This is a genomic window from Paenibacillus sp. 22594, from assembly GCF_052044425.1.
In the GTDB taxonomy this organism is placed as follows: Bacteria; Bacillota; Bacilli; order Paenibacillales; family Paenibacillaceae; genus Paenibacillus_AQ.
The window spans coordinates 667,189-689,472 of the sequence record NZ_JBQENA010000002.1 but is presented as its reverse complement, the minus strand read 5'-3'; the positions used below and the strand labels follow the sequence as shown (position 1 = coordinate 689,472).

Sequence of the window (22,284 nt, the reverse complement as noted above, 5' to 3'; positions counted from 1 at the left end):
GCGGTCTTTTTTTGTTCACAAAATAATCAATGTTATTTTCAATTAATCCGGTTTTTTCGCAGCAGTAAGAACTGTTATTTCTTTTGCACTTCTCTCCGCTATTTTTACTGAAAATAATAAAATGTATGCGATTGGATCTGAAGGGTGTTTCGTTCACTAGCCTTATTAACCCAGATAGAGAAAGGCTCCGTCCTATTGTTTCGGTCAAATAATCCTTTTTCCGATAAAAATATAGTTCCATGTACCTATTCGATTTCCGTTTCAATATTACTCCACAATTTGTATTATTAAGACTTTTTTGTACTAGAATATTTTGGGGTTCGCCCTATTTTCCACTCTAAACTGCACGTCTTTTTACAATCAACATTGTTCGTTAATTTCGTCAAAAACTGAGCTTTTCAGCACAAATATATTGACAAAAGAGGAGTTAGAAATATATTGTAAAGTAAAAATATGCATTTTTTCAATGCATCATAACGGCAAAATTCTCCGAAAGGGAATGACGCAAAGCCATGGATCTACAGTCTCATTTTTTTGGGACCATGACAGCCAGGTTGCTGAACAACCGAAGGTCTGGGGAAACCTTGTTCTTTACGGTCATTCATTGCAGCCGACCTGTACTCTCGTGAGTGCAGGTTTTCTATTTTTGCTAAATAAAAACATTGGGTAGGTGGATTTTCTGAAAACAGTCGCAGATTATATGGCTGAGGCACTACGAAACCTCGGCGTAACACATTCTTTTGGCATAATCGGTAAGTCTATTTGTCCCGTAGTTCTGAAAATGGTTGATTACGGGATTGAATTTATTCCTGGCAGACATGAGTCCAGTTCCGGGTTCGAAGCAGCAGGCTATGCTCTCAAAACCGGCAGGCTGGGTGTAGCTTTTGGGACCTCGGGTCCAGGCGGAACCAACCTCCTTACTGCTGCAGCACATGCTAAAGCGAACAACCTGCCTGTGCTGTTCATTACCGGACATCAATCTATCAAAGAACTGGGAATTCCCCAGTGCCAGGATTCTTCGTCTTATCTGGCCGACCTGGCGGACATGTTCAGACCCGCTACACTCTTTAGTAAAATGGTGGAGCGCGGCGATCATTTTAGCACCCTATTTAACCATGCTATTTCTATCGCGTTAGGCGGACAGCGCGGTCCGGTCCATTTATGTATCCCGTTTGATGTGCAGACGGAAATGCTGGAAGAATGCCGGATAGTGATCCCTGAGCGTGAACATCTCGTAAGCACTGCTAATTTCGAACGCGTGATTTCAGCAATCAATGCCTCCAGCCATCCTATTATTATTGCCGGCAAAGGGGTTAACCGTTCTACTGCACACCAAGAGCTCATTCAGCTGGCTGAAACTTTTAACATCCCTGTCGTTACTTCACCGGGAGGCAAAGGTGCGATCCCTTGGGATCACCCGTTGTATCATGGACCAATTGGTGTTGGCGGCTGCAAGCACGGTGAAGATTTATTGAACCGCAGTGATCTGTTCATTGTGCTTGGATCACGTCTGAGTGACATGACCATCTGCAATCTAAAGGCTGAAAATCACCCGAAGACACTTATCCAATTTGACGTAGACCCTACCTTCGTAGGAAAAATTTTATCTTCACAGACCATCTCTATAGGCGGCGATTTACGCGACAACTTGGCTTTTTATCTAAAGAATATTGATACCGCTGCTATAAAAAAACACATATCAGAAACCGATGTTCATTATGCGGAAGAGTTGCCTGTTCTCTCCAAGCTGTCATTAGCTTCGGTCATGAGTACCTTGAGCGATTTGATTCCTTACAACAACACCGTTTTTGTGGATGACGGCAGCCATGGCTTCAACGCTGTGAAATGGTACAACGTGAAAAAACCGGGCAGTTTTGTCTTCGATGCCTATTTTGCCTGTATGGGCAACTCCATTGGCATGGCTATTGGCGCTAAGGTGGCTTCCCCTGAAGAAACCATTTTCTGCATAACCGGGGATGGCTGTTTCATGATGCTTGGTGCTGAAATCAACACCGCAGTCTGCAAGAATATTCCGGTAATCTTTATCGTAGTGAATAACATGCAGCTGGATATGGCGCTTAAGGGGATGGAGAAGACCACAGGCAGAATTGACGGCACGATCTTCGAGGTACCTATGGATGCCGTGAAATTCGCTGAGTCACTCGGAGCTACAGGCTACAAATGCGAAACTGCGGAGCAATTCAACATTGCTGTACAAGCCGCTGTTGCGTCAAACCGTGTAGCTGTCATTGAATTGTTGACGGACCGTGATGAAGTGCCTCCAACGGCCCATAGGACGTTGAATCTCAACTAAGATTTAGCAGCGGTAAGAATCATGCTTTTCATGGCCGATCCTTGCCGCTCATTAAAATTCAGGAGGCATCTCTGTGGATAACACCATTAACAGCGGTCTAAAGCATTTTACCAACCTGTCCGGCGACTACGGCGCCAAAGCACTGGCTCCAGTTAAAGAGCATTTTCCCGAACTGGCCGAGTACATCATGGGCAACGCCTACGGGGACATTTTTCAGCGCACAACGATTGGTTCCGACTGGAAGGAAATTGCTGTTATTTCATCTTTGATTACTATGGGGCAATTCGAGCAGCTCGGGGTCCATTATGTGATGGCGCTCAGCGTCGGAATGACTGTGGATCAGATCAAAGGGATCTTACTGCATCTGGTGCCTTGTATCGGCGCTCCAAGAGTCATTACTGCTTTTAATGTGCTGCTAGCAACGCTTGAGGAAATCCAATAAATTCTTTTTCAACAATTTTATACACAATTCGACTTTTTTCTTGCTTATTTGAGAAATATATGATTATATTAGAGGGAAAATATCCCAAAACTATGGTTTTTGTGTCGAATCCAGGCGTAAAACTACAAGTTATTTTGGATATATTCTATGACTGAACGACAACGTACAGTCGACATTCCGTTATTCGTATCACACATTTAATTTTGGGAGAGATGAGCACATGGGTAAATTTATTTTGAAAACCGATTCTGTTAACAAGGTCATTAATATTGAATTAGAAGGCACTTTCTCCAATGAGGATGGTCTCAAATCGATTCAAGCTTATCAGCAGACCGTTAACCCGATCACACCTTCAGAATATGCACTGCAAATTGACTGCAGAAAATTAAATGTTACAGCTCCTGATGTTGTGCCTCTGCTGGAAGGCTGCTTTATCATGTTCAAAGCAGATGGTTTTGAAAAGGTAAGCCTGACCCTTGAAAATAACCCTATCCTTAAAATGCAGCTCGCGCGTCTCGGCCGCAAGGCTGGACTTGAAAACCTGGAGATTACTTCGACCGTTCAATCTTAAGTATTGTTTCAAGGCTCACCAGCCTGAATGATGGTTGAGAAGCAAGTTTTGTACAAAACTTGAGGACGGGAAGAATCGCTCATTAACTTTTAGGAGGATTACCATGGCCGGGATACGAATTAAGGACATTGATATCTATCATCCAAGCAAAAAGATTGGCAACGACTTTTTCATACAGCATTTTGACGAAAAAGGTATTGATATCCGTGGCCTCCTGGCTACTCTTGGCCGTGATAACCGCTATAGCATCGACAGCAATGAAGAGAACTCTCTGACCATGGCTTTTGAGGCGGCAAGCAACGTACTGGACAAGACCGGGCTTACCGGGGCCGACATCGACCTGATTGCTTATGCCAGTCAGACTCCTGAATACATCTTCCCGACGAACTCACTCATGATTCACCGTTTAATCGGTGGCGCATCCCACGCCATTTGCATCGATAGTAACGCCAACTGTGCAGGTATGACCGCTTCGGTGGAACAGGTAAGCCGTCAAATGATGGCCAATCCAAGAATCCGCCGCGCGCTGGTGATCGGCTCAGACCACGTTGCTCCGCATGCGGATAAAAACGATCCAGTCTACTATGCTAACTTTGGTGATGCTGCCGCTGCCGTTATTCTGGAGCGGGACGAGAATTCGGTAGGCTTCATTGATTCTATTTACCAGACAGACACATGTGTCTATGGGAACTCGATGTTTCCTGCAGAAGGCTTAGCCAACCTTGGACGTGGTGGTGTAGGTGCCGGAGAGTTCAATGTGAAGTTCATTCCTTTTGATGACTCCATTTGTGTGGACGCAGCCTCGGAATCAATCAATACACTGCTGAGCAATAATGAGATTGCTCCCGAGTCAATCAAAGCCGCCTGCTTCTCACAGCTGTCCCTTCCTAATATTCGCGCCGTATCCGACAAAACAGGCATCGACACCGATGTAGCGGTCTACATCGGCGATGAATTCGGCTATACTTCGACAAGCAGTCCTTTTGTAGCCCTGCACAAAGCAGTGACTACTGGAATGATTGATCGCGGTGACAAAGTGCTCTTCTGGACCGTTGGCGCAGGCTGGCAAAATGTAGCTTTTGTAATGGAATACTAAGCCCTCATTCATGTGAATATAAAAAATGGCCCGCAAGCAGACAATCTGCTCGCGGGCCATTTGCGATTAGTCCATATATAAGTTCGCTGCTCTGCTCGTGATTCTTCCCACACGCTTTAACGGTGACCTTCATGCTTCTCCCAGCCCATGGTTCGCGACACAGCATCCTGCCAGGCATGGTAACGAAGCTCACGCTCTGCCGGCTCCATTGTAGGCGAGAATACCTTCTCAGCCTTATTAAAGCTCTCGAGCTGCTCCCGGGTCCAAATCCCTGACGTCAGACCGGCAAGCAGTGCTGCCCCCAGTGCGGTCGTCTCTGCATACATGGTACGTGTAACCTCGCTGCCGAGAATATCCGCTTGAAACTGCATAAGCAGATCGTTGCGAACCGCTCCGCCATCGACCCGCAGCCCCGTGAGCGGCATGCCTGCATCTTTTTCCATCGCACCGATTACATCTCTTGATTGAAAAGCAAGGGATTCCAGGGTAGCCCGCACCAGATGACCAGCCGTAGTTCCGCGTGTCAGACCAAACACCGCTCCGCGGGCATACATGTCCCAGTAGGGCGCTCCCAGTCCTGTGAAGGCCGGAACGACTACAACACCTTCACTATCCTCCACTTCTCCCGCCTTTCCCTCCGAGTCTGCAGGACCTTCAATCAGCCCCAGGCCTTCATGCAGCCATTGCACCGCCGCTCCGGCTACGAACACGCTGCCCTCAAGAGCATAATACAATTCCTCTCCCATGCCCCAGGCCACCGTTGTCAGCAGTCCATGGCTGGAGGCTACCGCCTCAGTCCCGGTATTCATAAGGATAAAACAGCCGGTGCCGTATGTATTCTTGGCACTTCCGGCTTCAAGACAGGTATGCCCAAACAAGGCGGCCTGCTGATCTCCCAGCACCGAGCGAATTGGAATTTGAGCTCCAAACCATTTACTGCTTGCTGATCCGAATTCCCCACCGGACATTCTGACTTCAGGTAGAATCGAACGCGGTATCCTAAGCTCCGCAATCAGCTGCTCATCCCATGTCCGCTCATGCAGATTGTAGAGCATGGTGCGCGAGGCATTCGTCACATCCGTTGCATGGACGGCTCCTCCTGTGAGCTTCCAGATCAGCCAGGTGTCAATGGTTCCTCCCAGCAGTTCGCCTCTGTCCGCGCGCTCACGCGCCCCAGGAACATGATCCAGAATCCAGGCCAGCTTGGTTGCTGAGAAGTAGGCATCCACTACAAGACCGGTCTTGGCAGCAATGACATCCGCAAGTCCGCGCCGTTTCAGTTCTTCACACTGCTCGGCCGTACGGCGGTCTTGCCAGACGATGGCCGGGTAGATAGGCTTCCCACTGGCCTTCTCCCAGATCAGAGCGGTTTCCCTCTGGTTGGTAATACCGATAGCTGATATCTCGTCAGCGGGCCTCCCGCTTCCTCTTATGGCCTCTCTGGCTGCCGCCAGCTGTGTCTCCCAGATTTGATTCGGATCATGCTCTACCCATCCCGGCCGGGGAAAAGACTGGCTAATCTCATATTGCCCCTGAGAGATCATCCCTGCTTCATAATCGAACAAGATCGCGCGCGAGCTTGTAGTTCCTTGGTCTAATGATAAAATCATCTCTATAGGCCTCCTAAAACTGGCTTCGTAAGCATAGCGTATGTTCCACGATGAACAAGAATAATGTGGTGGTTTCAACAAAAAGCACCTCTGCGGTCAGAGGCGCTGTCATACATTGTCTTGGGTTTACTGTTTTTCGACAGGAAGCCGCAGAATGAACTCGGTTCCTTCGCCCAACCTGCTGGAAGCCGAGATGGTTCCGCGATGCGACTCGACGATATTTTTGACTATCGCAAGTCCAAGCCCGGTTCCCCCGGTTTCTCCCCGCACACGGGCTTTGTCCGCTTTGTAGAAGCGTTCAAAAATAAATGGAAGATCCTCCGGAGGAATACCTACCCCTTCATCGCGGATTGTAATCTCCAGATAACGGCGGCCTTCTAGTACAGCAGAGCCTGTTAGAACTTTGATGTGCTTGTCCGCAGGTGTATGCCGAAACGCATTGTCAAGCAGATTGGTCAGCACCTGCTCCAGCTTGTCTTCGTCAGCCGCTTTGAGGAGCGGTGTGTCGCTCCCGAAGTTCAGTTCAAGGTGGATTCCCCGCTCCTTGGCCCGAACAGAAAATTTGCGGTATACCCGTTCCAGAAGTGCCTCCATATCCACCGGCACCTTCATCATATCAGTGTGTCCGGCTTCCATGCGTGCAAGATCGAGCAGATCCTTCACCAGCCGCCCCATCCGCAGTGACTCGTCATGAATCACTTGAACCAGCTCACTGCTCTCCTCAGGAGAAGAAGCCATGCCGTCCAGCAAGGCTTCACTGTAACCCTGCATCATCGATAGAGGAGTACGGATCTCGTGTGAAACATTAGCGACGAAGTCGCGGCGCATCTTCTCAAGCTTCACCTCTTCAGTCACATCACGCAATACAGCCACTACTCCGCGAATGGCATCGTCCGAGTATAGCGGAGCCATGTGAACTGACCAGACTCCCTGACGTACATGCACCTGGGAGCGTTGATCCCCTCCCTCACTCAGGGTACTGAAGAACAAGGGCCGTAAGGGAGGTGGTACTGCGCTGTCAACCCCCACTTGCGGATAGACCTCGGATTCACTCTCCTGCTCCCAACTCAGATCACTCCACGTCTCCAGTAGAGCCTGGCCATGCGGGTTGGTCAATATAATCTGCCCCTCGACATCAAAGGTAAGCACCGCGTCGCTCATGCTGCGCAGAACACTAGACAGATGACCCTTCTCATGATTCAGGCTGCGGATATTTTCTTCCAGTTCTTCCGCCATATGATTGAAGGAGGTAGCCAACTGGCCGATTTCGTCACTGGTCACCAGTGTGAGTCTCGTCCCGTATTCGCCCTTGCGAATGTTATTCGCCGCCTCAATGACCTGCTGCATCGGCTGTGTGATCTTGGTGAACAGGAACAAAGCAAAAAACGTCGTTAAGGAAAACCCTATCATACAGACATAAGTGAACAAGCGTTTGATCGCCCCGGAATTGGCGAAGTTGCTGTCAATATAGGGCAGCAGGAACAATCCCAGTGTGATAAGCACGACAGCAACCAGACAGATGATCGTGATCCACAGCTTCCCGACAAGACTTCTCCAGAATTTCACTTATTTGGGCACCTCTAACTTATAGCCTACTCCCCATACCGTGGTAATCATCGCTGCAGATTCCGGTGATACTTTATTGAGCTTCTCGCGAAGTCTTTTGACATGTGTATCCACTGTTCGCAAATCCCCGAAGAATTCGTAATTCCACACATCCTTCAGCAGCTCTTCGCGCGAGAACACCTTGTCCGGTGAAATAGCCAAATAATGCAGCAGCTCGTACTCTTTCGGAGTCAGGCTTACTTCCTGGCCGCCGGCGGTTACCCGGTGTGCATCATGTTCAATGATGAGATGGGGAAATACGATATTGTTGCTGGAATTGCTCTCTTTGGACAAAAAGGCTGTCGCAGAAGAGCGGCGCATAATCGCCTTCACCCGGTAGATCACTTCACGGGGACTAAAAGGCTTGACGACATAATCGTCCGCCCCCATCTCGAAGCCCTGCACCCGGTTGATCTCTTCACCTTTGGCTGTAAGCATCAGAACAGGTGTCGATTTAACACCTCTGAGCCTCGTCAGCACTTCAATGCCATCGATTCCAGGCAGCATCACATCCAGCAGAATCAGGCCGTAGTCATTGGCCGTTGCTTTGCGAAGTGCGATTTCTCCGTCTTCAGCTTCATCAATCTCGTAACCTTCTTTTTCAAGATACATCTTGAGCAGGCGGCGAATGCGCTCCTCGTCATCCACCACCAGTATTCTGTTCAAATGCTCTGCCATTTCACAACAACCCCTTCATCAATTACAGTACAACGTTACCCTCAAGTATTAGCGCTTCATCGGCAGATTGTTGATTTAGTCTGTTCCGGCGTAGGAATGAAGTCCGGCAATCACCAGATTAACTCCAACCAGGGTAAACATTACGACCAGAAAGCCGAGTACGGCGAGCCATGCGGATTTGCGCCCCTGCCATCCGCGGGCCAGCCGCAAATGCAGGTAGGCGCTGTAGAACAGCCAAGTGACCAGTGCCCAGACTTCTTTGGGGTCCCATCCCCAAAACCGGCCCCAGGCCACTTGTGCCCATATCATTGCAAAAATTAAAGCCCCCAGTGTAAAGATCGGGAAGCCAATGGCAATCGCCCTGTACGTAATTTCATCGAGGTCATTCTCATCAATTCCATCCAGGACAGGATGAATCGCTCTGCCCAGCGGTTTGCGGGCAGCCAGACGCAGAATTCCATATAAAACCGCACCGGAAATCAGCGACCAGAGAACCGTGTTGAATTTACGTCCGGCATTGACGCCATTCATCCAGGATGGCGCTTCGAAAAGCGGCTCCTTCATTCCAAGAAACGGCTGAAAGCTCTCAATTTCGCTATGGTAAGGTGCCACGATTGGTGGCATTTTATAACTCACTTTCTCTATTGTACTATCTCCCTGCCCGGGGCTGTCAATCGTAACGTTAGAACGAACGAAAACCGTTTCGTATCCTGCGCCGCGAAATGCAAAAACCGATCCAAGGAACCCAATTATAACAATGATTGAGAACAGAGTAAATTCGACCAGACGCTGCTGCTTGCGGTCACTCTTCTCCTTGCTGGTGAAATCCACGGTACGCAGGAGATACATCAGGCCGGCGGCAAAACCAACGGCAAAGAAAGATTCGCCCAGTGCTGCCAGCGTGACATGGATATTCAGATAAATCGATTTAAGTGAAGGGATCAGCGGCTGAACCTCTTGGGGAAATACTGCCGCATAGGCCATGACTATGATCGAGATCGGCACCGCAAAGACTCCAAGAATGATCTTGCGGTATATTGAGAAAATCACGGTAAAAGCTACCATGACCATCATGGATAAAAACGTCATGAATTCGTACATGTTGCTGACCGGAATATGCCCTGAACCGGACCAGCGGGTGAAGAAATAAGCAAGATGACAGACCAGACCCAAGGAGGATACGATAAAGGCGATCCTTCCCCAGCGGGCGGTATGCTCCTCTGGCTTCCTGCCGGACCATTTCCGGCCCATGATCGCAATGGTATACAACATGAACGACCCGCTGTATAAAAAAAATGCGGCAATAAAGACGTCACTGCTGAAGTCGAGCAAGCTCATGCCAGGCCTCCCCCGTTGTCCAGAGATTTTTCATCCACGGTCAAATCTGCCTTCGCCAGAATCGAAACGATCTCACGGCGGAAGCCGAACCAATTCTTGTTCGTATGGCCTCCGAGTACCAGCTCTCCATGGTCGATAGCCAGCCATATCCGTCTATGCTGCCAGTAGAAGCCAAGGACCAAGCCAAGCATGACAATCCCTGCCCCTATCCATACAAAAGGCATCGCCCGGTCCACACGTATGTTCAAGTATGCCGTAGACTCCGAGAAATCCACATCGCCCATGCTGCGCACCTCAAGCTCCAGGAACCGGCCACTGCCGCCAAGCTTGTCATTGATGGCTTCCATCTGGAACTTTTCTTTGTCCACCTGTTTCGGAAAATAGAAATATTGCTGCCCTCCGGCCGGCAGATCCGGCCCCGTAATCAGGAACAGGAAAGCCGGAGCATTCGGATAGGGAGATTTGGACACCGGCTGACCATTATCGTTCAAACCGAAATCCATATACTTCTCTTTTAGTTCCAGCGTATAGGGGCCAGCCTGAATTGTCCGCTGCGGATTTTTCATGTCCAGCTTGAACTTGCCATAGACCTCACCACTCTTGGAATTTGTGAGTTCCGGCTGCACCGAGCGCAGCACCGGGGTGAGGTCATAGTCAAACTGATACGCTTTCAAACCATTGTAGCTGAGCGGTGAATTCACCTGAATATTATGTCTGGCCACCTCGGCCAGCTGCGGCTCTTTCGAGGGATCCGTGCAATCCGCAGTACATTCATAGAGAACAGCCTTAGTTTCGTAAAGTTTCGGAAGGATTTTGATCCCGCGGAATTCCTTGGGCATTTCATCCTCCGTATAGAACTCAACGGTAAACTTCTCGTTCTTGAGATAATAGGTAGTGTCTGGAATCCTCACGGCTTCACCTTGTTGAAAAGCCAGATGCTGATCCATGTTCAGTCCCGGAAGACCTCTGGCCAATACAGCCAGTAAAAAAATAATCAGGCCAATATGTATCACATAAGGCCCCCAACGGCTAAAACGGTGTTTCTCGGCGAGCAGCGCGCCTCCCTCTGTCCGGACACGGTAGCCCTTCTTCTGAAGGGGCTTCACCAGACGTGCGACCCAGGCTTCAGGTTCATCCAGCAGTTCAGTCACAAGCACTACCTTTTGGCGGGTCAGGAACTGCCTATGCTTGCGAATCTTTTGCCGAGTTAAGGCCTTGTACAGGGGGAGCACGCGGTCCAGGCTGCAAATGACCAGTGAAGCTCCAATGAGCACAAGCAGCGACACAAACCACCAGGATTCATAGGTGTGCGAAAGGCCGAGTTTATAGTAAATCTCCCCGGCTGTTCCGTACGTTTCTTGATAATAGGTTGATGCATCAATATTGAGAAAAGTGCTCTCCTGGGGAAATATCGTTCCCAGCATGGAGCCTAGCAATGTCAGCACGATCAGGTAAATAGCGATCTTGACCGAGGAGAAAAAATTCCACACCAGGTCAATCACCCCGGGATTTACACGCTGTGAACGCCGGGCTACACCGTCATACCGCATTTCCAGATTGCCCTCTGAGAGCTGTTCTCCACCGTCGACCGGCTTACCACAGGCCTCGCAAAGGACCGTTCCCACCGGATTTTGATGCCCGCATTCACATTTGGTATTAGTAATCAGGGGTCTCTTATCCGTCACGGCTCCACCAGCTTCCTGATCTGGTCATCAAGCGTGCCGAGATCCAGCTGTCCGATATGAATGCTGTCCACCCTGCCCTTCGCATTAATGAAGAAGGTGGTTGGAAGCGGTGACACACCATAGCTGCGGACGGCGTCGCGGCCGCTATCCATCACCACGGGAAAATTGATATCAACGAGCTTGACAAAATTCTCGACTGTCATCTGATCCTCACCGACATTTACGCCTACAACCACTACACCCTGATCTTTCCACTTCTCCCACTGTGCCTGCAGTGCAGGCATCTCCTTGACGCAAGGGGCGCACCAGGACCCCCAGAAATTAAGCACCACGGACTTGCCCTTGTATTCGTTCAACGTATGGGTCTGGCCATCAAGCCCGAGCAGTTCAAAAGACGGAGCTTTTCCGCCTTCCTTAGGCTTGCCATCCCCTCCAAATACCGAGGAACCGATTGCATAACCTCCAAGCAGAAGTATTACGAACAGAATGATGATTTGAACCGGCTTTCTCGCTTTGCCCACACGCCAGGCCCCCTTCTGTGACGCAACTCATTACTTTAGTTCTTAGGTGTGAACATCCTATGAACATTATAACGAATATTGTCACAGTTTTAGGAGGGGCAATTGTGAACTTTATGTGTCTTTGCGGGTCGGGTTAGCTTTTAGCATCCCTGCTTTGGCGATTTGCTGGAGATGATTGATTTCATCCTTGGTCAAATGGCGGTATGAGCCGCGTTTGAGATTCTGCAGCAGGATATCCCCAAAGGAAATCCGTTTCAAACGGATGACGGGATGGGAAATCGCTTCGAACATACGCCGTACCTGACGGTTGCGGCCTTCATGAATCGTAATGCTGATGACTGTTTCTTTGTTTACTTCATCAATATCCTTGTATTCGACTTCCGCCGGAGCGGTCATACCATCTTCCAGCTTGATACCGGCTTTCAGCTTGTCCAGCGCGGTTCCATGCGGAACCCCCTTGACCGTGGCAAGATACGTTTTGGGCACATGGTGCTTCGGATGCGTGAGCAGGTTGGCAAACTCCCCGTCATTCGTAAGCAGCAGAAGCCCTTCCGTATCATAGTCCAGACGGCCTACAGGGTATACGCGTTCTTTGATCCCTTTCAGGTAATCCGTTACCACCTTGCGTCCCTTATCGTCGGATGCGCTTGTAATTACACCTTTAGGCTTGTTGAACATAATGTATATTTTGTTCTCGCCCCGGATTAGTCTACCAGCGACCTTGATTATATCTGTTGCGGGGTCCACCTTCGTGCCAAGCGTAGTTACGAGTTCCCCGTTGACTTCCACTTTACCGGCCAAAATCATTTCTTCACACTTGCGTCTCGACGCTACACCTGCCTGCGCCAATATTTTCTGTAATCTTTCCATTTTCGACTATTCACCTCAGGTTAATGATAACCATCAGCGGGATAAATCACAAGTTCATTCCATGGAAAAAATGCTCCTGGACAGGTTTTTGTGTGGGTTTCCACCACTAACGGGTCCATTTGATAACGCGAAGCCAATTCCAATATGAGTTTGCTGGCCGCAAACAACTGAACCCCACGCTCAGACACAGGCGGCAATGTATCCTCTTCCCCGTAGTTGCCTTCCAGGCAAACATGAACATATTCCGGGTCCGTCAACAGTGGTGCGGCATAAATCGAACCATCTGCTCCTACCCAGAAGTCAAAGCCCTTGCCATTAATGGACGGACAGCGGGAATGATGCAGAATAAAACCTTTATACTCCATCGTCTATCAGACTCCCTCCGTAATGCTGCAATAGCATATGATGCAGGGGGGAGTAGGGTGAGGGGCTGTTTGAAAATCTTTGAGGGATGCCGTGCGGGTTGGGCAAAAAACGTTGACTAATTGTAACTACGAGGAATGTTTGGACTTCCGGCCGCTGTTATGTTTGGATTTCCTGATTCTATTCCGCTGATTGCGGTAGAAACCCAAACATAAAGGCGGTCGCTGACGCTCCTACAGTTCCAAACTTCCTCTTCGTTACTCCGTCAACGCGGGTAGACACTTTCAAAGATAAAAACCAAACAGCCCTCACCCGCTCAAAGGGGGAGGGTAGAGGGCTTACAAGCGGCCTTACAGGCGCTTGTGGGGTCAGCAAGACCCGCATTGCTGCCAGGCTTGCTAGGTTTGCTGGGCTGGCTAAAAATTCGCACTGCTTATAAAGCAGGCCACTACCTTAACGGACCAGCAGGAAGCATCATCCAAACACCAGCAGACACACTGCAATGGCGGCAATGAAGCCGACAATGTCGGAAAAGAGGCCGACCTTAAGAGCATAACGCCCGTTGCGGATGCCTACGGCACCGAAGTAGACGGTCAACACATACAGGGTGGTATCGGTGCTCCCCTGGATCGTGGAGGCGATCATACCAATCAGGGAGTCGGGCCCATGGACACTGATCAGATCTGTGGTATAAGCCAGCGAGCCGGTACCTGTAAGTGGACGCAGCAAGCCGAGCGGCAATACTTCCGGCGGCACCCCTATCCCTTTAAGGGCGGGTGCGATGAAACTCATGAGAAAGTCCAGTGCACCCGATGCACGAAAAACACTAATAGCGACAAGCATGCCCACAAGATGAGGAATAATTGCAATAGCGGTGCCGAAGCCGTCCTTGGCCCCTTCGACAAAGGACTCATAGACCGGGACCTTGCGCGTAAATGCGTATAGTGGAATAAAGGTAATCATGACCGGAATTGCCCAGGCCGAGATAAGGCTGATTAGCTGAAACAAGGCAGGCTCACCCTTTCACGGAAGAATGCGGCAGCGCAGAATGTACAGGACGCACGGCAGGCGGCGGCCCCGGCGGCTTGCGGAGCAGAGCCAGGCGGCGGCACAGCCTATCTGCCGCAACAGCAGCCAGCGTCGCCACCGCTGTTGCGGCCAGCGTCGTGCCGACAATAGCCGCCGGATCTGCCGATCCATAGTTCAGCCGGATGGCAATCAGCGTCGCCGGGATCAGGGTAATGCTGGCCGTGTTCAATGCGAGCAGGGTACACATCGCCGGAGTCGCGGTCTCCTTGTCCGGATTCAGGGTCTGCAGTTCCTGCATCGCTTTGATACCCATAGGCGTGGCCGCATTCCCTAGACCGAGCAGATTGGCGCTCATGTTGGAAAGAATGTAGCCGATGGCAGGATGGCCCTTAGGTACATCGGGAAACAGAAAAGAAACAAGCGGCCCAAGCACTCTGGCAATTTTTTTTAGCAGGCCTGCATCTTCTGCAACCCGCATGATCCCCATCCAGAACACCAGGACACTGATTAGGCCAAAGCTGACGGTGACCCCATTTTTTGCTCCGTCAAATACAGCGGCTGTGAATGCGTCCATACGGCCGTTCACAGCCGCGAATACAAAGCCGATGAGGATCATACCCAGCCAGATCCCATTAATCATGTGATTCCCTCCCCATTCTGTACTGCCTTCAGGTCATTTTCTTGCGTCACCCATTTGAAGAAGCGCCCGCAGTGCGCTTCCGAATGCCTGCAACCAGTTGTTCACCGGATAGGCAGCTGCTCCTGCCGATTTGTATTTTTTCTCATAAGCTGATTGCTCTGGCGGCAGCTGATCCGCCGGATAGACTGGAACACGGCCTATCTCCTTCCCGCCGAGTTGCAGCACCAGGATTCCTTTGAGGCCAAAGTTTGCGCTGACGCGTGTCCCTTGCTGATCAGCTGCCTTTGTCTCTGGATGAAGTACAAGCTTGGTTACAAGCCGCGCTTCCTCACCCTGACCGAGCGGATACGAAAATGTCCGGCCTGTCACAAAACCATAGCCGCTAATTCCTTCACCACGTTCGACAAGTCTCTTGAGCGGATAGTGATTGAACCCGAAATCCAGCAGCGCCGCATGATCATTCCAGTCATCCCCGTCATTCAGCGTGACGGCGACAAGCTGCTGGCCCCCGCGGGTAGCGGAGCTGACGAGACAGCGCAGCGCTTTTTTGGTATATCCTGTTTTCACTCCGTCTGCCCCCTCATACAAGCGCAGCATTTTATTTTTGTTAAGCCATTTGTAGTCCCATTTCTCATATGGATTGTCAGCCGTTTTCTCCCGGGTTTTGACAATCTTCTTGAATACTGGATTATGCATGGCGTAGGCTGTGAGCACAGCCAGATCATTGGCGCTCGAATAGTGCCCTTCTGCGTCCAGCCCATGCGGATTGGCAAAATGGGTATTTTGAAGCCCCAGCTCCTCCGCCTTAGCATTCATCAGATAGACAAAGCCCTCTTCTGTTCCTCCAACATGCTCCGCAATAGCCGTTGCCGCATCATTTCCTGAGCGCAGCATCAGCCCGTACAGCATATCCTCCAGGGTCATTTCTTCTCCTTGTTTCAAATACAGGGACGAGCCTTCTTTGGCAAAGGCATTTTTGCCGACCTTGACCTTGGAATGCAAATCTCCGTTCTCTATAGCCACAAGCGCAGTCATGATCTTGGTCAGGCTGGCAATCAGCATAGGCTCGTCCCCACGGCTGCTGTACAGAATCCTGCCGGATTCCACATCAATCAGCGCTGCAGCCCTGGCATGGGTGGAGATGGAGCTATTCTCGGCCTTGACGACAGGCTGTGAAGCTGTGCCCAGCAGCAGAGCACATAATATAAGGATCAGCGGCAATTTAAAATTTGGTGTATTCATGTTCATCCTCCGGCTTCTTATCAGTTCGCTTGTGTTGTACAAGTGTATGCGGGTCCATGGACAGGTATGTCCTTCTTTATCACAAGCTGAAACGGATACCTTCCTTATTAAGGACGGTATCCGTTTCAGTGAGAAATAGAAGGATAATTTATAGCGTGAAACATAGAGATTCGTATATTTTCACAAAAAGGGACACCGCCGTTTAAGCGATATCCCCCACGACTGCTATTCCATTTTGAAGCAAACCTAAACAGCTAGTGCGTGGACGAATCCGAAGTGACCGTCTCGTGCTTGATCACTTCTTTTTTGACCACAGGGGTTGGTACCACTTCTGCACCTACAGGAGTACCATTTTGCGAGCCATTCTGGAACATAGTTTGAATTTTGTCAATAAGCCCGGGGGTAGCGTCGATAATTTTCTCAAACAAATGGGTTTGATTATCCAGTGGCACAATGTGCACACCTTCCTTACCCACTACGAGAAAAGCGATCGGACGAATGGATACCCCGCCGCCGCTACCGCCGCCGAACGGAAGCATTTTAACGCCGGACCCCGTGCCATTAACACTTGGTGCATCATCTTCCACGCGGAAATCACTGCCGCCTGCGGCAAAGCCGAAGGCTACTTTACTGATAGGCAGGATCACGCTGCCATCAGGGGTTTCTACCGGATCGCCAACAATCGTATTGACATCCACCATGCCTTTAATATTTTCCATTGCGGTCTGCATGAGACCTTGAATCGGGTGATCTGACATCTAAGTACTCCTCCTCTGCGGTCTGAAAAGATAAGGGAAATGCCTACTCTTGTTACAGTTTGCTCATATATCGCGCATGATATGTACAACGGGTAATAATAAAAATACAGCGGCTATAATAAAGCTTTTGGTGATCTTCCCAGATCTAGCCTTCGCCAATTCGCCTCACATAAAAACCGCCGGGGAGGCCAAAATGATGCCTAAGCAGAAAAATCTGTATGTGGAGGCTGAGATATGATTTTCGCAAAGATCTGGCAGGCGGATATGGAAGGCAGCGGCGTGATTCCTTTGGTCAAGGGCTTAAGCGACGGGCAAAAGGATTTACACAAAGGATATGTGGTCGTAGATATGAATCCCCTGCCCGGGCAGAATGCTGGAGAGGGAGACGACAGGAATGAAATCACTGTCTTCAAGGAGGTCGTCATTCCAGACGGCAAACGGCTGTCCTACGATCTGTTCATGCAGCTTCATAATTATTATGATCAGCGCTTCAACCGGAGTGATCCGGCCTCACCTAAAAAAATCGGGGAAATCAATGAGTTTCTGGAATACGCTGCCGTTACGGCCCCTATGCGCCTTGCCCGCAAGTATGCTGAGGATTACCATCATATCCGGGCAGGCTGTTCCAAGGAAGAATGGATAGATACGATCCGCTCGATCTGGTTCAGCACAAGTAAAGGGGACAGCCCCTCCTATTTTGAGCAAGTATTTATCGGAGAACCGGGTGGTAACCGCCGGACATTGGGCGAACATCATTTTTGGTACCATTATTGTGTCAATGGTCCTGATGAGTCTGTACGGAATGAGAACTCTACTCTCCTTATTAAGCATATTGATGTTGGCCGGACCGAAAAAAGTAATCTGGCAGAAGTCATTACGTTAACCTATACTTTTGAAGAAATGATGAGTAACGGCAGCAAAAAGAAACAGGTCAGGGATCTTGGGGGATTATTTGTAGGCACCAGTGCAGAAGGCCTGATGGCCCTGGGGACAGTGGCCTATCTGGATGGCCGAGCGCAAATCCCCATGGAGCTTAACGGAGAAGCTTTTGACTTAATGATGTACAGAACGGAAGATACTGCTAAAAATCCGCAGAGCTTCTCCCCCAGGTTCAAAACCCCGGTGCATGTATAAGTCGCTAAAAGACAATAAAAAAAGGCAGGACGCGGTATATACTGCGTCTCTGCCTTTTTAGCTTTCACTATTCTTCCTCACGGGGACTTGGGGACTTGCGGATTAACAGCTCCTTCCAGCGCCGCAGTCCGCCTTCCACTTTAGAAATTCGCCGCAGGAGCACAAGCCCTGCAAATAAAGTGAAGCCCATAGACAGCTTCCCTACGATTACTGCTTCTGTGGAAAAGCACAAGTCATCCCGGAAAACCGGCGCAACAAACAGCTTCGGGGCTTTTTTCAACCGGACCAGACTGGATATCCAACCTGCAAGCGTCCACTTCATCCCCCAGAGTGCTCCCACTGCCGTTGCAGTACCTGCCGCATCACCTAGCGAGAAATCAGTGGACCAGTCAAACTTCGTGATCTGGAGATGGGACAGCGTACTTGCCAGCCATTTTTTCAGACCATATGTCGCCTTCAGTGCTTTGCGGATATTCCGCAGCCATACGGTAACCAGTTCCTTGTCGATTTGCTCATCTTCATCTTTGTCTGTGCGGACCGGTGCGATACCACTTTCCTCCAGCTTCACTTTGATACCCTTTTCCATTCCCTGAAACACTAGCGCAGGCAATTCATAATGAAATTTGACCAAACCAAAGACGGCTTTGATATCCAGCTCTATCCGGTCATCTGTCCCCAGCCTGCACAGCCGGAAATGAAAATGTATGTATGAAGTCAGTATCACCAGCAGCAGTACAATCACCAGCAGCAGCAGCGCCAGGGGTATTGCCAGCCATAACGTCACGAGAGTAACCTCCATGCAACCCTATAATTAGGAGCCTTTGGTTTAGTATGGCTATTCACCTGGAAAACATTCTGTATTCATGCAAAAAAGCCCTATAACCTCCATCATGCTGTCATCCTGCATCATAACGGGGGATATTGGGCTATGGTAATTCATATACAATTACGTTGCTTTATGCCTGCTCTGTATCCTCAAAATTCATCTGGCTGTCCAGCTTGCTGAACAGGAGCTGTGTCTCCTCTTCCAGATCATCGGAGGAACCATCGAAACTTGAAGGCTCCGGCAGCTCCTTCAGGTCCGCCAGCCCAAAGCTTTCGAGGAACGATTTGGTTGTTCCATAGAGGATGGGACGTCCTACTGCTTCTGCACGTCCCACCTCATGGATCAAATCCTTGTTGTTCAGCGTATGAATGGCCCGCTCCGACTTCACACCACGGATCTCTTCAATCTCTATCCGGGTAATCGGCTGGCGGTAGGCGACGATAGCCAGCGTCTCAAGCGCTGCCTGCGACAGCGATGAACGTGAGGGCGAATAGGCGAGCCGCTCAAAATATGGCGCATGGTCCGGCAGGGTTGCAAGCCGGTAGTTTCCGGCAATCTGAACCACCTGCAGACCACGTTCCTGTGAGACATAATCTTCTTTCAGTTCCTCCAGCGCTTTGCCGGCAATATCCGGCCGCTGCTCGGTGATCTCAGCGATCTGACGGACGGACAGCCCCTCATCGCCGGATAAGAACAGCAGGCCTTCAATAATCGATTTCAGCGTTTTGTATTCCACTAAGTGCTTCTCCTCCTCTCCACTCCATGATGATGTCATCAAATAATTTCTCCTGATAGCATAAAATCGCCTTCATCTTCATCAGCTCCAGGATTGCGAGAAAGGTAACCACGATTTCATGCCTTGCCATCTCATCATCCAGCAGGGCAGAGAAACGCATTCTGCCGCCTGTTCCTTTGCGCTGGAGAGCTTCCGACACATCCCGTATTCTGTCCTTCACCGAAATTTCGTCCCGTGTGATACGCTGATAAGAGGATCTTCTGGCGGCCTTGCTAAGCGCTTTACGAAATGCGGCGATCAGATCGGCGGTATGCAGTCCTTTGAGCGTATTGTCGATTTGGGCCGGCACAAAAGGACCCAGATCCTCCGGCTCCTTGGTAAAAATCAGGCTTCGTTCACTCTCCATATCCAGCAGCTGCACGGCAATGCTCTTGAACTTGCGGTATTCGATCAGCCGCTGAACAAGCTCAGCCCGCGGGTCGTAGCCGTCATCCTCGTAATATTCGAAATCCTCGATTTCGATCACCGGCGGCTTCGGCAGCAGCAATTTGCTCTTGATCGACAAGAGTGTTGCTGCCATTACTAAGAATTCGCTGGTAATATCCAGTTCAAGCTCCTGCATGCTCCGCAGGTATTCCATGTACTGCTCGGTGATCTCGCTGACCGGAATGTCCTGGATGTCGATTTCCGCCTTGTCAATTAAATGCAAGAGCAGATCGAGCGGACCTTCGAACGTCTCCAGCTTATACAGTACAGTCACGCGGTTTCCTCCCGCCAAAAAAAGTAAAGTGCAGCGCCGCCCGGGCGCTACACAAGTAGAAAGTTCTTATAGTTCATGCTTTCTTCTTATACATATAAATAAGCACGATTTCAGCCGATTCGTCAAGAGGCTCCCTTACTCAAGTAGAAACGGCTTCACCGTCCTTATAAGGAAGCCTATGCTTCCGAAGCAGCGAAAAAGTATCGCTTTCAGGTGCCATTTCAGCGGGAATTAGAGGGATAATTTATTGCACAAAGCAAATAAATTTATATTTTAAAGAGTTTGTTCAGGTTCGCCATTTCAATAGCAGCGGTCGCAGCGTCCCAGCCTTTATTACCGGCTTTGGTTCCGGAGCGCTCAATGGCCTGCTCGATATTCTCGGTTGTAACTACACCGAAAATAGTCGGAATGCCGGTCTTGAGATTGATTGCCGCTACACCCTTAGCAACCTCGTTGCACACATAATCATAATGTGTCGTAGATCCGCGGATGACGGTGCCAAGCGTAATTACCGCATCATATTTGCCGCTTTCGGCCATTTTTTGGGCAATCAAAGGAATTTCGAACACTCCCGGAACCCAGGCTACATCCACTTCATCATCATCTACACCATGACGCTTGAAAGCATCGAGTGCACCGGACAGCAGCTTGCTTGTAATGAACTCGTTAAAACGCCCTACAACTACCCCGTATTTCAGTCCCTCGGATACTAAATGTCCTTCTAAATAATTCGGCATTGTATTCATCTACCCTTCATTAGTAAGTGTTATGGATGTTACAGCTTGGAATCCTCATTTTGCTCAATGTTGTCAAAAGTCAGCAGGTGGCCCAGCTTGGCCTGCTTGGTATGGAGATAATTCGTGTTGTCCTTGTTCTCCGGCATTTGAATCGGCACACGTTCCACAACCTCAAGACCGTAACCTTCCAGTCCCTTGATCTTACGCGGATTGTTGGTAAGCAGCCTGATCTGGCTCACTCCCAGATCCTTCAGGATCTGTGCTCCAATTCCGTAATCACGCAGATCGGCAGGAAAGCCCAGCTTGAGGTTGGCGTCTACAGTGTCCAGACCTTCCTCTTGAAGCTTGTAGGCGCGGAGCTTGTTGATCAGACCAATACCCCGGCCCTCCTGGCGCATGTAGAGCAGAACACCGCGGCCTGCCTCTTCAATCTGACGCAGCGCTGCTTCGAACTGCGGACCACAGTCGCAGCGGTGGGAATGGAACACGTCGCCGGTTAAGCATTCAGAGTGCACACGCACCAGCACCGGCTCCTCACCGGAAATATCACCTTTGACTAACGCGACATGCTCTTTGTCATCGACTTCATTCGTGTAGGCGATCGTCTGGAAAACGCCGAAGTCGGTCGGCAGATTAACCGACACCTCACGGTTGACCAGGTGCTCCTTCTCATTGCGGTAATGAATAAGGTCCTTAATGCTGATCAGCTTGAGATCATGCTTGCGTGCAATCTCCACCAGATCCGGCAGACGGGCCATCGTCCCGTCTTCCTTAACGACTTCACAGATCACGCTGGCTGGATAGGCGCCGCACATGCGGGCCAGATCCACAGCAGCTTCCGTATGGCCGGACCGGCGCAGGACGCCGCCCTTCTTCGCAATCAGCGGGAACATATGGCCCGGTCTGCGAAAATCGGAAGGCTTCGCATTCGGGTCCATCAGGGCCTGAATGGTTTTTGATCTTTCTGCGGCAGAGATGCCTGTGGTCGTATCCTTGTGATCGACGGAGACGGTAAAGGCAGTGCCATGGTTGTCGGTGTTATTCGCCACCATAGGCTGGAGATCCAGCTCCTCCGCCCGCTCTGCCGTAATCGGCACGCAGACCAGTCCGCGGCCCTCGGTAATCATGAAGTTGATCACTTCCGGTGTAGAGCGTTCGGCTAGTGCGATAAAGTCTCCTTCATTCTCACGGTCTTCATCATCCACCACGATGATGACCTTGCCTCGCATCAGATCATAAATCGCGTCCTCAATCGGGTCCAGAACACTGTCGTTCTTTGCTTGCTGGCTCATCTTTCTGTCCTCCTGACAGCTATACGGTTACCCATGC

At 50.1% G+C, this 22,284-nt stretch carries 22 protein-coding genes and 1 riboswitch; of the genes, 5 read left to right on the top strand and 17 right to left on the bottom strand.

Features of this window, described 5'->3' with window-relative positions:
• Positions 1-468 precede the first annotated feature (468 nt).
• Positions 469-562: riboswitch (cyclic di-GMP riboswitch) on the top strand.
• Positions 563-700: 138 nt separating this feature from the next.
• The 4 genes from ACTJKB_RS09860 (at position 701) to ACTJKB_RS09845 (ending at position 4,423) form a co-directional block, all read left to right on the top strand.
• Positions 701-2,314 (top strand): thiamine pyrophosphate-binding protein, encoded by a 1,614-nt coding sequence (locus ACTJKB_RS09860; RefSeq protein WP_440833592.1) that lies wholly within the window; start codon positions 701-703, stop codon positions 2,312-2,314.
• A gap of 73 nt (positions 2,315-2,387) precedes the next feature.
• Complete coding sequence (locus tag ACTJKB_RS09855) at positions 2,388-2,756, top strand: carboxymuconolactone decarboxylase family protein (RefSeq protein WP_440833591.1); 369 nt, start codon at positions 2,388-2,390, stop codon at positions 2,754-2,756.
• 220 nt (positions 2,757-2,976) lie between these two features.
• Positions 2,977-3,327 (top strand): hypothetical protein, encoded by a 351-nt coding sequence (locus tag ACTJKB_RS09850; RefSeq protein WP_074102591.1) that lies wholly within the window; start codon positions 2,977-2,979, stop codon positions 3,325-3,327.
• Between the two features lie 103 nt (positions 3,328-3,430).
• Complete coding sequence (locus ACTJKB_RS09845) at positions 3,431-4,423, top strand: 3-oxoacyl-[acyl-carrier-protein] synthase III C-terminal domain-containing protein (RefSeq protein ID WP_440833588.1); 993 nt, start codon at positions 3,431-3,433, stop codon at positions 4,421-4,423.
• A gap of 116 nt (positions 4,424-4,539) precedes the next feature.
• Here ACTJKB_RS09845 and glpK read toward each other — a convergent pair whose 3' ends face one another.
• From glpK to ytfJ, 12 genes are all read right to left on the bottom strand, one after another.
• Complete coding sequence (gene glpK, locus ACTJKB_RS09840) at positions 4,540-6,033, bottom strand: glycerol kinase GlpK (protein ID WP_440833587.1); 1,494 nt, start codon at positions 6,031-6,033, stop codon at positions 4,540-4,542.
• A gap of 126 nt (positions 6,034-6,159) precedes the next feature.
• A complete protein-coding gene (locus ACTJKB_RS09835; protein ID WP_440833586.1) occupies positions 6,160-7,599 on the bottom strand; it encodes an ATP-binding protein in 1,440 nt (479 codons plus the stop codon).
• A complete protein-coding gene (locus tag ACTJKB_RS09830) occupies positions 7,600-8,316 on the bottom strand; it encodes a response regulator transcription factor (RefSeq protein WP_020427515.1) in 717 nt (238 codons plus the stop codon).
• 75 nt (positions 8,317-8,391) lie between these two features.
• Positions 8,392-9,654, bottom strand: coding sequence for a cytochrome c biogenesis protein CcsA (ccsA, locus tag ACTJKB_RS09825; protein ID WP_440833583.1), 1,263 nt, complete (start codon positions 9,652-9,654; stop codon positions 8,392-8,394).
• Positions 9,651-11,321 (bottom strand): cytochrome c biogenesis protein ResB, encoded by a 1,671-nt coding sequence (resB, locus tag ACTJKB_RS09820; RefSeq protein ID WP_440833888.1) that lies wholly within the window; start codon positions 11,319-11,321, stop codon positions 9,651-9,653. Before resB ends, ccsA begins: the two co-directional genes overlap by 4 nt.
• Positions 11,322-11,335: 14 nt before the next feature.
• A complete protein-coding gene (gene resA / locus ACTJKB_RS09815) occupies positions 11,336-11,860 on the bottom strand; it encodes a thiol-disulfide oxidoreductase ResA (protein ID WP_074087584.1) in 525 nt (174 codons plus the stop codon).
• Positions 11,861-11,971: 111 nt separating this feature from the next.
• Positions 11,972-12,730, bottom strand: coding sequence for a pseudouridine synthase (locus tag ACTJKB_RS09810; protein WP_074087583.1), 759 nt, complete (start codon positions 12,728-12,730; stop codon positions 11,972-11,974).
• A gap of 20 nt (positions 12,731-12,750) precedes the next feature.
• Entirely contained in the window at positions 12,751-13,095 is a 345-nt protein-coding gene (locus ACTJKB_RS09805; RefSeq protein ID WP_440833581.1) for an N-acetylmuramoyl-L-alanine amidase, read from the bottom strand.
• Between the two features lie 472 nt (positions 13,096-13,567).
• Positions 13,568-14,056 carry a spore maturation protein gene (locus ACTJKB_RS09800; RefSeq protein WP_440833886.1) on the bottom strand — a complete coding sequence of 163 codons (489 nt, stop codon included), beginning with the start codon at positions 14,054-14,056 and terminating at the stop codon, positions 13,568-13,570.
• Positions 14,057-14,108: 52 nt separating this feature from the next.
• A complete protein-coding gene (locus ACTJKB_RS09795; RefSeq protein ID WP_440833580.1) occupies positions 14,109-14,762 on the bottom strand; it encodes a nucleoside recognition domain-containing protein in 654 nt (217 codons plus the stop codon).
• A gap of 33 nt (positions 14,763-14,795) precedes the next feature.
• Positions 14,796-16,010 (bottom strand): D-alanyl-D-alanine carboxypeptidase family protein, encoded by a 1,215-nt coding sequence (locus ACTJKB_RS09790; RefSeq protein ID WP_440833578.1) that lies wholly within the window; start codon positions 16,008-16,010, stop codon positions 14,796-14,798.
• Positions 16,011-16,258: 248 nt separating this feature from the next.
• Complete coding sequence (gene ytfJ / locus ACTJKB_RS09785) at positions 16,259-16,762, bottom strand: GerW family sporulation protein (protein WP_440833576.1); 504 nt, start codon at positions 16,760-16,762, stop codon at positions 16,259-16,261.
• A 234-nt stretch (positions 16,763-16,996) separates the two neighbouring features.
• Here ytfJ and ACTJKB_RS09780 point away from each other — a divergent pair, with 234 nt between their 5' ends.
• Positions 16,997-17,896: a hypothetical protein gene (locus ACTJKB_RS09780; RefSeq protein WP_440833574.1), complete on the top strand. Its 900-nt coding sequence runs from the start codon at positions 16,997-16,999 to the stop codon at positions 17,894-17,896.
• A 67-nt stretch (positions 17,897-17,963) separates the two neighbouring features.
• Here the strand turns inward: ACTJKB_RS09780 and ACTJKB_RS09775 are convergent, their stop codons facing one another.
• From ACTJKB_RS09775 to ACTJKB_RS09755, 5 genes are all read right to left on the bottom strand, one after another.
• The gene (locus ACTJKB_RS09775; RefSeq protein ID WP_440833572.1) at positions 17,964-18,680 is read right to left on the bottom strand and encodes a DUF2953 domain-containing protein; all 717 of its coding nucleotides are present in this window, start codon (positions 18,678-18,680) and stop codon (positions 17,964-17,966) included.
• A gap of 172 nt (positions 18,681-18,852) precedes the next feature.
• Positions 18,853-19,458, bottom strand: a complete 606-nt coding sequence (scpB, locus tag ACTJKB_RS09770) for an SMC-Scp complex subunit ScpB (RefSeq protein ID WP_074113753.1) — start codon at positions 19,456-19,458, stop codon at positions 18,853-18,855.
• A complete protein-coding gene (locus ACTJKB_RS09765) occupies positions 19,427-20,218 on the bottom strand; it encodes a segregation and condensation protein A (RefSeq protein ID WP_074087574.1) in 792 nt (263 codons plus the stop codon). Before ACTJKB_RS09765 ends, scpB begins: the two co-directional genes overlap by 32 nt.
• A gap of 266 nt (positions 20,219-20,484) precedes the next feature.
• Positions 20,485-20,955 (bottom strand): 6,7-dimethyl-8-ribityllumazine synthase, encoded by a 471-nt coding sequence (gene ribH, locus ACTJKB_RS09760; protein ID WP_440833570.1) that lies wholly within the window; start codon positions 20,953-20,955, stop codon positions 20,485-20,487.
• Positions 20,956-20,993: 38 nt separating this feature from the next.
• Positions 20,994-22,247 (bottom strand): bifunctional 3,4-dihydroxy-2-butanone-4-phosphate synthase/GTP cyclohydrolase II, encoded by a 1,254-nt coding sequence (locus ACTJKB_RS09755; RefSeq protein WP_440833568.1) that lies wholly within the window; start codon positions 22,245-22,247, stop codon positions 20,994-20,996.
• Between the last annotated feature and the right edge of the window lie 37 nt (positions 22,248-22,284).